This window comes from Pantoea sp. CTOTU50773, assembly GCF_032082325.1.
GTDB lineage: Bacteria > Pseudomonadota > Gammaproteobacteria > Enterobacterales > Enterobacteriaceae > Pantoea > Pantoea communis.
In genome coordinates this window covers 25315-39032 of sequence record NZ_DAMDQC010000027.1, presented here as the reverse complement: position 1 = coordinate 39032, position 13718 = coordinate 25315, and the positions used below count along the sequence as shown (strand labels likewise).

Sequence of the window (13718 nt, the reverse complement as noted above, 5' to 3'; positions counted from 1 at the left end):
ACGCCATCCAGCAGGCCCCGCGCGGAACCGGCCAGCAGCTGTGGCGCATCCGCCATACTCAGCCGCCCTTCCGCGCTCAGTTGCACGCGTCCGCCTATTGCCGAATCGTAGATGCCCGGCGGCTGCCCGGCAAAGCAGGTCACATCACTCACCAGCAGCGCCTGCTCGCCCTTCGCCCGTAAAAAGACTTTCAATACCTCAGCGGGCAGATGATCACCATCGGCAATCAGCGTGGCCGCCAGCGCATCTTCCGCCAGCTGCTGCCAGATGTAATTGGGATGGCGCGGCAGTTGCAGGTGCGCGCCATTGCCCAGATGAGTTGAAAGCGAAGCGCCCGCCAGCACCGCATCATGAATCTGCGCGGCAGAGGCTGAGGTGTGCCCAATCGCCACCCGCACCTGCTGCTTCACGCAATGCTGGATGAGCTCGCTGCTTTGCGGCCATTCCGGTGAGAGCGTCAGCAAACCAATGCGCTGCTGCGCGGCCCGTTGCCAGCTTTCAAACAGAAACACATCCGGCGCACAGATCGCCTCCCGTGGATGCGCACCGCGCGGGCCGTCCTCCGGTGACAAAAATGGCCCTTCCAGATGAAAACCCGGCACCGCCAGCGCGACGTCCGAATAGTGTTCACAGGCGCTGGCCAGTCGCTGCAACGCTTGCGCAATCTCTCCGGGCTGAGCGGTGATCACCGTCGGCATAAAGCTGGTGACCCCTTGTTGCCACAACGCGTGCGTGGCATTCAGCACATCCTGTTCGCTAAAAGGAAAGTGATTAAAGTCCACGCCCTGAAAGCCGTTAACTTGCAGATCCACCAGCCCCGGCGCCAGAATCAGATCGTTATCGGGCTCTGGCAACGATCGCACCTCTGCCAGCAGGCCTTCACACATGTAGAGCTCAATCGGATCCAGCGTGCGGTAATCGCGACCGCGTAATAGCATTTCAGTCAAAAATCACCTCCGCGCAGGCATCGGCGTCGGTATATAGCGTGCAGTTGGGATGCTGGCGCAATCGGGTTGCCGGGCAAGCCGTGGATATCGCGTCGTGCAATGTTGCCTGCACCGCTGCGCGTTTGGTCGCGCCCGGCACCATGCAGAACAGCCTGGTGCCACGCATCAAAGCGGGAATCGTCAGCGTCACCGCGTGCGTCGGCACCTGCTCGAGTGTGGGGAAACAGCCGTCGTTGACCTGCTGCTGACGGCAGGCGTGATCCAGTTGCACTGTCTTGACGCTAAGCGGATCGCTGAAATCCGCTACCGGCGGATCGTTAAAGGCCAGATGGCCATTTTCACCAATGCCCAGACAGACCACATCGATCGGTGCCGCCTCCAACTTGCGCGCATATTCGCGACACACTCCCGCAGGATCGCCACCTGAAGGGATGAGATACACTTCGCCAGGTTGTACCCGGTCAAACAGATGTTCACGCAGGAAATGGCTAAAGCGCTGCGGCGCATCTTCATTCAACCCAATGTATTCATCCATATGAAACGCGTGAATACGCGACCAGTCGAGATTCGGCGCGGCAGCCAGCGCGGCAAGAAACTCATGTTGTGAGGGGGCGGCAGCAAATACCATCCGCACCACCGCCTGCTGTTGCAGTAATTGCTGCAAATAGGCGATGGCATCCTCTGCCGCCGCGATGCCTAATGCATCACGATGGGCGAAGCGCTTGACCCACAAGCAGTCGCGCTTTCCCTGTTGTAAAAGCGTCATTCTTATCCCTCCTGAGAAGCGTTGTGACTTTTCGGCCAGTGCGCACTGGCGGGCATATCCTGATCCTGATTGAGTGCCGCGAGCAGCGCGTCGACTTCCGGACTGACCGGTGCACGACGCAGCCATCCCATCACCACAAACAGCACCAGCGATGACATCACGGGGGCGGCCACCTGAGTGGCAGTGCTGACATCAGTAAAGATAAATTTCACGCAGAAAAAGGTGCCCACGCCCACGGCCCAACTCACCAGCGCCGCGGCACTGCCGCTACGACGAAATGCGGGCAGTAAGCCTAAAAGCATCGGAATCGAAATGGGCCCCACTAATCCACCGAACCAGATAATCAGCAGAGACAGCACACCGCCGAAACGGCTGGCATTCATGGCGATAATCAACGTGGTGATGATGAAGAGAAAAGCCGTCAGACGCGCGACGAGCAGCGAGCTTTTACCGCGCTGAAAATGGCGCGGCAGCATGCCGGGCAGAATGTCACGCGTAACCACCGCCGTGATGGCATTGGCATCTGATGAAGTCATCGACAGTGTGTGAGTGAACATCGCCACCAGCACTAATCCTATTAACCCATTCGGCAGTAATTCCATCGCCATCACAGAGTATGAACGTGAGGGATCGCTAAGATTGGGGAACAGCAGTGGTGCCGCCCACATCGGCCAGAACAGTATCAGCGGCCAGATCAGGTAAAGTGCGGCAGAGAGCAACGCCGCTTTACGAGCATCGCGACCCGCCGGTGCGGCGATGAAGCGCTGTGCAAGATTCCAGGTGCCGCCGTTGTAGCTCAGGGTGTAAATCACAAAGTAGGCGAGGATAAAGCCGAGCGTATACGGCTCCTGAACGATGTCGGTGTGCGTGGCGGGCAAGTGCTGCCAGATGGTGAACAGTTCGCCGAAACCACCCAGATGCATCGCCACGGCCACCACCATGACCATCGCGGCGACAAACTGCACCACAAACTGGCCGAAGTCATTGCAGGCATCGGCCCATAAACCGCCCATCACGGTATAAAACAGGCTAAGCGCCCCGGAGATACAGATGCCAATCAACGGATCTAACCCGGTAAAGACATTAATGATTACGGCAATGGCGGCCCATTTAGCACCGACGTCGAAGGTTTTCAGCAGCACCCCACTCCATGCCAGCACCATTTGCGTTGGCAGGTTATAACGCGTCGCGAGGTACTCCATCGGCGATTCGATATTCATATGGATTCGCAGTCTGGCCCAGCGTGGGGCAAACAGGCGCGACCCGATTAATACCGCAACGGAGATGGGAAACGCCCACCAGAAATAGATGGTGATGCCCATGTTATAAGCCACTGCCGCATAGGCCACGAACACGGCCGCACTGTAGCCGGACATATGATGCGAGACGCCCGACAACCACCAGGGCATTTTCCCGCCTGCCGCAAAGAAATCACGCGTGCTGCCGACTTTACGCATCGCCCAGAGCGTAATGGCCACTATCATCAGCGCATACAGCGCCATCACAGCATAATCAAGCACATTCATAGCCGTCTCCACAGGTCAAAGCTGCCCGACGAAAGCATCCGGTTCGAGGGGAAGGATAGATTATTTTTTAATTAGTCCTTATTTAGGATTAATGCATCCTGGCAGCATTACCGCGTTTAAAATGTGACAACGCTCCGGCTATTACTTTTTCTTCTGACCGGTGAATGGGAGCGAGTGAGAAGCAATAAAAAGGGCTCATACACAGTATGAACCCTTAAATCAGGTGCAATTCGATTAGGCTTTTTTCAGGCAGGAACTCATAAAGGTCTTGCGTGCATCGCCGCTGAGTTTTTTATCAGCCGCGTCGGTATTACAGGTTTTCATCTTCATTTGCTGCGGCGTCATGCTGCCCATCTTGCTGTCTTTTTTCAGACAGTCGCTCATGAAGGATTTACGCGCATCCCCTTTTAAATCCTGAGAAGATGCGTGTTGATTACACATGGTCATTTTATTTTGTTGGGCGGTTTTCTCTGCTGCACCCGCATTGCCCGCCAACAGCAGGCCTGCTGCTATCATTGCCAAAAGACACGATTTCATTGCCGGAATCTCCATAGAATTATTGCCTCTTAATCATGGCAGGAAATAAGCAATGCAGAAAAAAATATATTCCCTCGTCCAAAGCTTGCTGCGAGCACGCTAACAGCAAAATCGGTTCTTCAGCGTGGCGTGACACTTACACGCGGGGATGATTCAGCAGCTTTTCAACGTAGTTACGCAGCAGAGTGGTATCTGGGGTTTCTGCCGCAGGGGCAAGTGGAGGCATCGCGGTGGCGATACCGGCCGCAATCTCGTTGAATTGTTCAGGATCCAGCTTACGCAGCATGGCCGTCAGCACAATTTCTAATGCCTCTACCTGGACCACTAATTCTTTTGACTCTTCTTCTTTCTCAGCCAGTTTTAGCAGAAGTTCCGCGATAAGGTTTTTCATGCGACAGGCTCAATAAGAGATGGAAAACAGACGTTAGCATTGAGGGGGTTAAAACAACAGGGATTTTTGGCGGTTTGCTTAAAATTTAGAATAAGCGCAGCGTTAAAAAAGAAACGGAATTTCAATATGTAACGGCGAAACGTTTCACTTCATTGATAGGGCTTTTTCGAAACGTTTCGCGCGTAATCATGCATTAACGTCTGGCGCTAATTAATGGGGTCCCATAAAGCCACGACCTGGACCGCCACCGCCGCCAGGACCACCCCAACCGCCTCCGCCACCCGGCGGTGGGAAGATACAACCGCTCAACGCGGTCACCAATGCCACAACGGCAGCGAGTTTAATAATACGGACCATAATTACCTCTGGATGGTGAAATCGGGCTGAGTGTATGAGGCGGTAACGGGCACGACAATACAGAATTCTCTGCAACCCGGCGCTATTCATCTCTGCTCACCACGCTTAACAAATTACTGGCACTACGCCCGCAAAAAAACCACAGAGGCATCATCATATTGAAGAAAATTTCAACCATTGCGGGCGGTCGATCACTTTACACGCCGCGCGAAATGACGCAATGTGAGCGCATTACAATCAATGAGATCTTACCATGACCCTGCCCACCCTTTCTCTCAGTGATATCCTGGCGCGTCGCGACTGGGAAAATCCGGTGATCACTAGCCTGAACCGTCTGGATGCCCATCCGCCGTTTTCCAGCTGGCGCGATGAAGTCAGTGCGCGCGACGATGCCCCTTCCCCATCACGCCAGTTACTGAATGGACAGTGGAGTTTCAGCTATTTCTCACAGCCTGAAGCGGTGCCACAAAGCTGGTTGCTGCAGGATTTGCCTGGCGCGCATTCCCTGCCCGTGCCTGCAAACTGGCAGCTGCATGGCTTTGACGCGCCAATCTACACTAACGTGCAATATCCGATTCCTGTGAACCCGCCGTTTGTTCCCAAGGAAAACCCCACCGGATGTTATTCGCTCACATTCAATGTCGATGAGAGTTGGCTGACGCAAGGACAAACGCGCATTGTGTTTGACGGTGTTAACTCGGCCTTTATCCTGTGGTGTAACGGCCAGTGGATCGGCTATTCACAGGACAGCCGCCTGCCAGCCGAGTTTGATCTCAGTCAGGCATTACAGCGTGGCCAGAACCGACTGGCAGTGATGGTGTTGCGCTGGAGCGATGGCAGCTATTTAGAAGATCAGGATATGTGGCGCATGAGCGGGATTTTCCGCGACGTCAGCCTGCTTCATAAGCCATCAACCCAACTGGCCGACGTGCAAATCGAAACGGCGCTGAGCCCGGAATATATCCGTGGCGATCTGCGCGTGAGTGTCAAAATTAACGCCGGTGAACGACCGCTTAATCAGTGCCGTCTGCGTGTGAGCCTGTGGCAGGACGAAACCTGCATCGGCAGTGAAGAACAAGCGCCGGGCAGTGCGGTGATTGACGAACGTGGGCATTACCCAGAGCGCGCGCTGCTGGTGCTGCCGATAAAAAATCCCCTGCTGTGGAGTGCGGAAACGCCCCATCTCTATCGTGCCGTGGTGACGCTATTGGATGACAACGGGCAGGTGATTGAAGCCGAAGCCTACGATGTCGGCTTCCGGCGTGTCAGCATTGAAAACGGTCAACTGTGCGTCAACGGCAAGGCCCTGCTGATTCGCGGCGTTAACCGTCATGAACATCATCCGGAAAATGGCCAGGTGGTGGATGAAGCCAGCATGCGGCGCGATATTGAATTAATGAAACGCCACAACTTCAACGCCGTTCGCTGTGCGCATTATCCCAACCATCCGCTGTGGTATCGCCTGTGCGATGAATATGGCCTGTATGTCGTCGATGAGGCCAATATTGAAACCCACGGCATGCAGCCAATGAACCGTTTATCGGCCGATCCACGCTGGTTCGCCGCCTATAGCGAGCGCATCACGCGCATGGTGCAGCGCGATCGTAACCACGCTTGTATCATCATCTGGTCACTCGGCAATGAGTCCGGCCATGGCAGTACCCATGATGCGCTCTATCAATGGGTGAAAAGCAGCGATCCGACCCGTCCGGTGCAATATGAAGGCGGTGGCGCCAATACTGCCGCCACCGATATTGTCTGCCCAATGTATGCGCGCGTCGATCAGGATCAGCCCTTCCCTGCCGTACCGAAGTGGTCATTGAAAAAATGGATTGGCCTGCCGGGTGAAACGCGTCCGCTGATCCTGTGCGAGTATGCGCACGCGATGGGCAATAGCTTCGGTGGCTTCGCCAAATACTGGCAGGCCTTCCGTCAGTTCCCGCGCCTGCAGGGCGGTTTTGTCTGGGATTGGGTCGATCAAAGCCTGACGCGTTATGACGAACAAGGCCAGCCATGGCAGGCTTACGGCGGCGATTTTGGCGACACGCCTAACGACCGTCAGTTCTGTATGAACGGTCTGGTGTTTGCCGATCGAACGCCGCATCCGGCTTTGTTTGAAGCGCAGCGTGCACAGCAATTCTTCCAGTTCCAGCGCGATGCCAGTAATGCCTGGCGTTTCACGATCACCAGCGAGTACCTGTTCCGCAGCAGCGATAATGAAGTGCTGCGCTGGTCGATTGAACAGGATGGCGTTTCCGTCGCGCAGGGCGAACTGCCGCTGCATCTCACCGCGCAGGGCAGCCAGACGATTGATATTCCAGCCGCTGAACATTTACAGGGGAATGCGTGGCTGAATCTCGCGGTGCATCAGATCGCTGCCACCGCATGGTCGGAAGCCGATGCCCGCGTGGCCTGGGATCAGTGGCCGCTGCCCGCCGCGTTAATGCCTCGTGTGATTGATGCCACGCCCACCGCGCCAGAGCTGATTGCCAATCACGATTTGGTTGCCGTGCAACTGCCGCAACAGCGTTGGCACTTCTCGCGCCGCAGTGGGGAGTTGGTGCAATGGTTTGTTCACGATGAAGAGACGATGCTGACGTCATTGCAGGAGTGCTTTGTACGCGCGCCGATTGATAACGATATCGGCACCAGTGAAGCCGCCAATGTCGATCCCAATGCCTGGGTGGAGCGCTGGAAACACGCGGGCTATAACCAGCTGGAAGCGGTGCTGCTGGATATGCAGGTCGATAGTCTGAAACACAGCGTGCTGATTGAAACCTGGCATCAGTGGGAGGCCAATGGGCAGATGATCTTTACCAGCCACAAGCGTTATCAGATCGGTGGCAACGGTGAGTTGAGCGTCAGTGTCGAGGTGCAACAGGCGCCGGGCTTGCCTGCTCCCGCGCGCATCGGGTTGCGTTGTCAGTTGAGGAGCGCGCCGCAGAGTGTGAGCTGGCTCGGCCTGGGCCCGCATGAAAACTATCCGGATCGTCAGCTGGCGGCGCAGTTTTCACACTGGCAGCAGCCGCTGACTTCGCTGAGTACCGCCTATGTGTTTCCCGGTGAAAATGGATTGCGCTGCGGTACGCGCCAGCTTGATACCGGCAGCTGGCAGGCGAGCGGCGATTTTGCGTTCTCGCTCAGCCGCTACAGCCTCGAACAGCTGCGTGATACCTCGCATCGCCATCTGTTGCGGGAAGAGGAAGGCTGCTGGCTGCACCTTGATGGCTTCCATATGGGCGTGGGCGGTGACGATTCCTGGAGCCCCAGCGTCAGCCCGGAGTTTTTGCTTTCTCAGCAGCAGTGGCACTACGCGCTGACGCTGCGCCAGTAGACTTCTTCGCCGCCTCACCTTGCTGGCTCAGCGGTGGAGTCAGCTCAGTTTTCGGGCGGCGATAGAAGCGGCGCAGAAGCAGGACATTCAACAGCACCACCACGGCGGTAGCGAAGAAGACCCAGCGATAGCCGGTCGCAGCAGAAACCGCCGCACCCAATAGCGGGCCGGCCACGTTGCCGAGATACATAAAGGATTGGTTGTAGCCAAAGATGCGTCCGGTGACATTATCGCGCGAGTGGCGTACCAGCAGCGTTTGTACTGCAGGCATCATCGCGCCATCGGCAAAGCCCAGCAGGAAACGCAGCACGCCTAACTGAGTGGCGCTGGTAACGAATGACATCGCCATCAGCAACACCAGAGAAAACAGCATGGTGCCCATCAGAATGCGCTGCGTGCCAATGCGATCGCCCAGCTTACCCAAACGAGGGGCGGAGATCAGCGCCGAAACGCCCGGCAGTGCGGCAATCACACCACTGAGGAAGGCAAGATTCTGCGCATCGGGCGCCAGCTCACGCACGAACAGCGTCAGGATCGGGTTCACCGAACCGTTACACATCTGGATCACCATGGTGGTGACGAACAGACACATCATCAGGCGAGGATTGTCGAGGCTGCGGAACACCTCGCGTCCGCTCATTTTGTCCTGCTTGCTCACTGGCGTGTAGCCGGTCTCTTTGATCAGGAACAACGTGACAAGGAAGCTCACCATCAACAGCACTGCCGTGACAATAAACACCATGCGCAGTCCCAGCCAGTCAGCCAGCAGCCCGCCAATCATCGGCCCCAGAATCACACCGCCAATTTGCCCGGTGGAGACACAGCTCAATGCCCAGCCGCTGCGCTCACGCGGAACCTGAGCGGCCACCAGCGCCATCGCATTAGGAATATAACCGGATGTCAGGCCCATTAGCGCACGCAGCAGCAGCAGTTGCCATGCTTCGGTCACAAACGCCTGCAACAGAATCACCGCGCCCATGCCAAAGGATGCGCGTAACAGCATCAGCTTGCGCCCTTTGCGGTCAGCCAGACTGCCCCACAGCGGCGCTACCGCAGCAGAGACGATGAAGGTAATACTGAAGGTGAGACCCGACCAGACGCTCAGTGCATTGGCGCCATGGATACCGAGTTCCTCAACGTAAAGCGGCAGGAAGGGAATGATCTGGCTGATGGCCAATCCAGTGAAAAAGCAGCCAAACCAGACCGAAATCAGATTGACCTTCCAGGACTCGATGGAGCGTAGCATGGGCATCTACATCAGAAAAAATGAAATGAGGGTTCAGTCTAACAACCTCATAACATCGCTGGACGGCAAAACATGGCATCGGGTTAAAAACGCGGTTTTCCGCTGCCTTGCGTGATTCTGCTCACAGCAAATAGTGTAAGGGACACGATTTATAGTGTCTTTATGTGCTGTAACAAACAACTCAGCAAGATAAGCGCGTCGCGACGAAGCGCAAACGTGAAAAAATATGTCTATCCATTACTGACAATATTCGACGCCGCATCTATGTTTAAAAAATCACCGGCCATCGCTGGCGAGGCGCTGCCCTTTCTGGACAGTTCCCATGCTTAACCCATATTTCCCAATGCTGCCAATAACCGGCGGTGGGCATCGTTGTCTCTGCGGAGGTCAGCCATGAGAATACATCCTAACAGCGCCAGTCGGGCGATTACCGATTACTTTAACAGCCCTGCCTGGCATGCGCCGCACGAGAGCGATCTGCTGGCAGCGATCATGCGCGAATTGATGGATGATGGTCAGCCCGCTACCAGCAAAGCGATCATTGCGCGGGTGATTGCCAAACTGGAGTTTGAAGGGGATGAGCAGCAGCTCCAAAGCTATCGCAATCTGTTGGCGCAGTTGCTGGAAGACAGGCAACAAAAGCCGTAAGGTGCCGTCATTCAGCCGCCGGGAAAATCGCCTTGTGTGCGGCGGACTTAAAGGACAATTGTAGCGTTCAGGGACTTTAAGACGCGCCGTAAGCGGGCGCGCCTCCATATCGTGTTACTTCACTGCGCGCAGGTGATCGGCCTCGCTGACCACCGCTTTTCCGCTTGTACGCTGGTACAGGCACAGCTCACGCCCAATCTGATTTTTCATGTGCTTCTGCGGATAACGCCCTTCCAGCAGTACCGCGTCGTAGCCGACGCTGTCGTCATACTGAATCGGTTTCCCCACCACCTTCACCCCTTTCAGGCCGCTGGCTTTCAGACAGGCTTGCTGCCGGGTTTGGCTGTTTTGCTGCCAGGCGGCTTCGCTCGAGGCGTGCGCCAGTGGACTTAATAGCAGGGTGATTAGCAGAATTTTTTTGGTGTGTCTCATCGTCGCTCCTCATCAATCCAGTACGGATTAATAGATAAAAAAATTCCCGCCGAGGCGGGAAGAAACAAGACGAGCATTGCATATTCGAGAGTGACGAGGAAATCTCCGTAATGCGCAGCTATCCTCGCCCGGCGCCATGACAGCCCAATGACAATGCGATGTCCGTTTGAATTTATCCGCAATAAACCCGCGAAATTTTACCACTCTGATCAGCAGTAAAGTTCAGGCGGCGCAGGTTGAAGTCCATGGTGACGGCACCGTTCCACGGAATGGCGCGCACCGGCACCGCAAAGCGTTGGGTATCAAGGCTGCTCAGTGGCTGGCCGATATAATTCTGATATTGCGATGCGCCACACTGATCGGTTTCGGGATCGTGGCTGGCGGCAGCGGTGCTGTCCGGTTTGCTGGCTGACTGGCAGGCGGTTAAGGCAAAAAAGGCCGTGGCCAGTAACGCTTTTCCATAATGGGTCACAAGTTTCTCCTCCTGGATAGTAAACAACCATTCCCGAGAGTAACAAAGCAAGCCGTTGATGTGAAAACAATGCCAGCGGATTGGTCGAAGAATTGTGCTGTAACACGCGATCTTCCTCTCATTTTCCAGGATTAATCGCACGCGCTGTCTAAAAATTACGCACTCAGTCACTATAATTAACTAAGAATTATCTGAGGAGACGATGATGGAACTTGCTATTTTTATCGGCTTTGCCATCCTGATGACCGTGGTTGCGGTTCGGGTGCGCTAAGCCACGATAATGCTGGCGGCAAAACGGCCGCCATCAACGAGAGGCCGCCTATTGAGCGGCCTCTTTTTCATCCTGCAAACGCGCATTAAATGCCGCAAGCGGCATCGGTTTGCCGAGAAAATAGCCCTGCCCCTCTTCACACGACAGCGCTTTTAGCTCGTTGAGTTGCGCTTCGGTTTCAATCCCTTCTGCCGTGATGGTGAGCGCAAAGGCGCGTGCCAATCCGACAATCCCCGCCACCACTGATTGCGCCTGCCTGGATTCCGGGAACTCTTTCATCCATGATCGATCGATTTTCAAGCCATTGAATGGGAAGGTTTTGAGATAGCCTAAGGCAGCATAGCCAGTACCAAAATCATCCACCGTCAGCCGCACGCCCAGCGCACGCAACCCCTGCATGATTTCCAGCGCACGATCGGGATGCTCGAAGGTCACGTTTTCAGTGATCTCCAGCTCCAGTCGGGTGGCCGGTAAGCCGCTAACCGCCAGCGCATGCGCCACACGATCCACCAGATCGCTGTTGCGGAACTCCACCGGTGAAATGTTCACGGATACATAGCGCTGGTCGCCCCAATCGCTGGCATCATGGCAGGCGCGCATGAGCACCCAGTCACTGATGGCAGCGATCAGCCCATTCTCTTCCGCCAGCGGAATAAAGCGGTCAGGGGTAATCCATTTATCCTCGCCCACCTGCCAGCGAATCAGCGCCTCTGCGCCAGCCAGCTGTCCCGTTTGCAGTTGATAGCGCGGCTGGTAGTGCAGTGAAAATGTGTTGTTGCGCAGCGCCTCTTCAATCGCCTGCACCATATCGCGCTTCGATTGAATATGGTTGGCCATATCGTTGGAGTACCATACCCAGCGATCGCGTCCAGCCGTGCGTGCCTGGCCGAGAGCGATGTCCGCAAGCCGTAGCAAGGCTTCCGGTTGGCTGGCGTCCTGCGGTGCGCTGACGATGCCCATGCTGGCTGTAAGACTCAGTTGATGCGATCCGCTGATAATCGGCTGATGTACGGCGCGTTGCAGTGCGCGGCAGCGATACTCCAGACCGGCGCGCGAGCTTTCGCGCAGTAGTAGAATAAACTCATCTCCGCCCAGTCGTGCCGCCAGTTCATCTGGGCCGATCAGGTTTTTCAGCCGTTGAGAGATCTCATTCAGCACCACATCGCCCACCGCGTGGCCCCAAGAATCGTTGATCGGTTTGAACTGATCGAGATCGAAGCTGATCACAAACAGCGGTGCCTCTTGCGTGGCATTTTCCAGATGTGTGGTCAGGAATTCCTGTAGCTGCATGCGGTTGGCGAGGCCAGTGAGCAGATCGTGGCGTGACAGGAACTGGATGCGCGCTTCCGCATCCACTTCATGGGTGATATCGGACACCGTGCCGCGAAAGCCGGTGCGCAGTCCATTACGACGAATGGTTTTCGCCATCAATTCGCCGATGCGGCGCTCGCCATTGGAAGCCATAAACTGGCAGCGCAGCGGCACATGCTGCATTTCATCGCCCTGACGCAACAGCCAGGCCACCAGCGAATGGCTAGGATGGCTAAGGAGTTGATCCAGCGGCCGCCCAATCCAGCTTTTGACCTCGTGTCCTGTCACGGCGGCAAACCGCGAGGAGAGATAGCAAAGGCGGCCCTGATCGTCCACTTCCCAAATCCAGTCTGAGGCCGCTTCTGCAAGATCGCGAAAACGCTCTTCACTGTTCGCCAGTTCACGCTGGCTGATGACCAGCATTTCAAAGCGACGATCGGAAATAACTGCATTATGCAGCGCATGGCGAATCACCCGGCGCGTCACCAGCGCAACCGCTAACGCCGTAAACAGCAACAGCGGCATCATCAGCCATATCACACCAAAACCGGGATTTTTGGCCTGCCAGCGCAATACCAGCGATTCGCCCTGAATCACCGGTTCGACCAGACGCGGTTCATACAACGCATCGTTTAAGCCATTCGCAATACGCGGCGCAATCACATTGAGCGATTTGCCCAGCGCCTGCAGTTTTTCCGGAGTCATGATGTTGACGAACACCATCACCGAAGAAGGGCCAGAGATGGTGGGGAGATCGGGCACCTTGCCTGGGGTGATCGGTGCGGCCACCACCAATGCCGGCTGCTGATTGATTATCACGTTACGTGTGATGCCATCTTCGGGCTGGTGACGTGCGGCGGCCAGCAATAGTGCAGCTTGCCCACCTAACCAGCTCTCCAGCGACGCCTTTGACAATTTGCCATTCACCACCGCATAGCGCGTTTTGCCGGCGCCATCGATCACAAACACGCCATCGTAGTGATACTCTTTGTACAGGCTGGGGCCAAAGTTCTCTTCGTCCCACGCCCAGACTTTATTCACCGTCAGGTGCAAATTTTTCCAGCCTTCCCCCCAGTTCGCATAATCACGCACATCGATGATCATCTTCTCCTGCTGCTGTAGCCAGGCCTGGCGCATCAGGTTGACATCCTGCTGGATCGAGTCGCTGTTTTGTCGGTGGGCTATCACCAGCACCATCACGACTGAAAGCAGCAGCACGCCAAACAGCAGCGATGTCAGAGTGCGCAGACTGCGTCGCGTCACCCGAACGGTGTGTGCTTCCATATTAGCCCTGGCAGGCAAGGTCGCGTGCCGGTGATACTCAGAATTCATGCAATATGCTCGCAAAACAGAGGCAGCAAAAAAGAAGACAGGGTGCGCGTTCATGGCGCCTCTGTCCTGTAATGGTTTTTTCGGTTATCGGCGCAGGCCGCCGCAGATTTAGTCCTCACGGCGGAATTTTTGAGCAGTGCGATTCTGT

12 protein-coding genes are annotated in these 13718 nt (G+C 55.8%); 2 read left to right on the top strand and 10 right to left on the bottom strand.

Annotated features, from left to right (window positions below; genetic code table 11):
• The 6 genes from RT340_RS06745 to RT340_RS06720 all read right to left on the bottom strand — a co-directional run.
• Nucleotides 1–938 (bottom strand): amidohydrolase family protein (locus tag RT340_RS06745; protein WP_313374943.1); only part of this gene is annotated, 938 nt, incomplete at its 3' end.
• A 1-nt stretch (nucleotide 939) separates the two neighbouring features.
• Nucleotides 940–1713: a 6-phosphogluconolactonase gene (locus tag RT340_RS06740; RefSeq protein WP_097117525.1), complete on the bottom strand. Its 774-nt coding sequence runs from the start codon at nucleotides 1711–1713 to the stop codon at nucleotides 940–942.
• 2 nt (nucleotides 1714–1715) lie between these two features.
• Nucleotides 1716–3239 carry a sodium:solute symporter family protein gene (locus RT340_RS06735; protein ID WP_313374934.1) on the bottom strand — a complete coding sequence of 508 codons (1524 nt, stop codon included), beginning with the start codon at nucleotides 3237–3239 and terminating at the stop codon, nucleotides 1716–1718.
• 234 nt (nucleotides 3240–3473) lie between these two features.
• Nucleotides 3474–3776 (bottom strand): PsiF family protein, encoded by a 303-nt coding sequence (locus tag RT340_RS06730; protein ID WP_034830548.1) that lies wholly within the window; start codon nucleotides 3774–3776, stop codon nucleotides 3474–3476.
• 136 nt (nucleotides 3777–3912) lie between these two features.
• On the bottom strand, nucleotides 3913–4167 hold the full coding sequence (gene iraP, locus RT340_RS06725; protein ID WP_034830496.1) for an anti-adapter protein IraP: 255 nt from the start codon (nucleotides 4165–4167) through the stop codon (nucleotides 3913–3915).
• A gap of 210 nt (nucleotides 4168–4377) precedes the next feature.
• Nucleotides 4378–4524, bottom strand: a complete 147-nt coding sequence (locus RT340_RS06720) for a hypothetical protein (RefSeq protein ID WP_166933682.1) — start codon at nucleotides 4522–4524, stop codon at nucleotides 4378–4380.
• A 253-nt stretch (nucleotides 4525–4777) separates the two neighbouring features.
• Here RT340_RS06720 and RT340_RS06715 point away from each other — a divergent pair, with 253 nt between their 5' ends.
• Nucleotides 4778–7858 carry a beta-galactosidase gene (locus RT340_RS06715; RefSeq protein ID WP_313374930.1) on the top strand — a complete coding sequence of 1027 codons (3081 nt, stop codon included), beginning with the start codon at nucleotides 4778–4780 and terminating at the stop codon, nucleotides 7856–7858.
• Here the strand turns inward: RT340_RS06715 and RT340_RS06710 are convergent.
• Nucleotides 7797–9104 carry a multidrug efflux MFS transporter gene (locus RT340_RS06710; RefSeq protein WP_034830491.1) on the bottom strand — a complete coding sequence of 436 codons (1308 nt, stop codon included), beginning with the start codon at nucleotides 9102–9104 and terminating at the stop codon, nucleotides 7797–7799. The two genes, RT340_RS06715 and RT340_RS06710, sit on opposite strands and share 62 nt — an antisense overlap.
• A 393-nt stretch (nucleotides 9105–9497) precedes the next feature.
• Here RT340_RS06710 and RT340_RS06705 point away from each other — a divergent pair, with 393 nt between their 5' ends.
• Nucleotides 9498–9752, top strand: coding sequence for a biofilm development regulator YmgB/AriR family protein (locus RT340_RS06705; RefSeq protein WP_097117529.1), 255 nt, complete (start codon nucleotides 9498–9500; stop codon nucleotides 9750–9752).
• A 114-nt stretch (nucleotides 9753–9866) separates the two neighbouring features.
• Here the strand turns inward: RT340_RS06705 and RT340_RS06700 are convergent, their stop codons facing one another.
• The 3 genes from RT340_RS06700 to RT340_RS06690 all read right to left on the bottom strand — a co-directional run bounded on the left by RT340_RS06700 (nucleotide 9867) and on the right by RT340_RS06690 (nucleotide 13570).
• On the bottom strand, nucleotides 9867–10184 hold the full coding sequence (locus RT340_RS06700; protein WP_058961474.1) for a hypothetical protein: 318 nt from the start codon (nucleotides 10182–10184) through the stop codon (nucleotides 9867–9869).
• Nucleotides 10185–10356: 172 nt separating this feature from the next.
• Complete coding sequence (locus RT340_RS06695) at nucleotides 10357–10656, bottom strand: I78 family peptidase inhibitor (protein WP_097117531.1); 300 nt, start codon at nucleotides 10654–10656, stop codon at nucleotides 10357–10359.
• A 319-nt stretch (nucleotides 10657–10975) separates the two neighbouring features.
• A complete protein-coding gene (locus RT340_RS06690; protein WP_313374926.1) occupies nucleotides 10976–13570 on the bottom strand; it encodes an EAL domain-containing protein in 2595 nt (864 codons plus the stop codon).
• Nucleotides 13571–13718 lie beyond the last annotated feature (148 nt).

Bases quoted from the DNA above. Each gene is read 5' to 3' on its own strand.
- iraP (WP_034830496.1), bottom strand. From the start codon at position 4,167: ATGAAAAACCTTATCGCGGAACTTCTGCTAAAACTGGCTGAGAAAGAA.
- RT340_RS06690 (WP_313374926.1), bottom strand. From the start codon at position 13,570: ATGAATTCTGAGTATCACCGGCACGCGACCTTGCCTGCCAGGGCTAAT.
- RT340_RS06705 (WP_097117529.1), top strand. From the start codon at position 9,498: ATGAGAATACATCCTAACAGCGCCAGTCGGGCGATTACCGATTACTTT.
- RT340_RS06720 (WP_166933682.1), bottom strand. From the start codon at position 4,524: ATGGTCCGTATTATTAAACTCGCTGCCGTTGTGGCATTGGTGACCGCG.
- RT340_RS06740 (WP_097117525.1), bottom strand. From the start codon at position 1,713: ATGACGCTTTTACAACAGGGAAAGCGCGACTGCTTGTGGGTCAAGCGC.
- RT340_RS06735 (WP_313374934.1), bottom strand. From the start codon at position 3,239: ATGAATGTGCTTGATTATGCTGTGATGGCGCTGTATGCGCTGATGATA.
- RT340_RS06730 (WP_034830548.1), bottom strand. From the start codon at position 3,776: ATGAAATCGTGTCTTTTGGCAATGATAGCAGCAGGCCTGCTGTTGGCG.
- RT340_RS06700 (WP_058961474.1), bottom strand. From the start codon at position 10,184: ATGAGACACACCAAAAAAATTCTGCTAATCACCCTGCTATTAAGTCCA.
- RT340_RS06715 (WP_313374930.1), top strand. From the start codon at position 4,778: ATGACCCTGCCCACCCTTTCTCTCAGTGATATCCTGGCGCGTCGCGAC.
- RT340_RS06710 (WP_034830491.1), bottom strand. From the start codon at position 9,104: ATGCTACGCTCCATCGAGTCCTGGAAGGTCAATCTGATTTCGGTCTGG.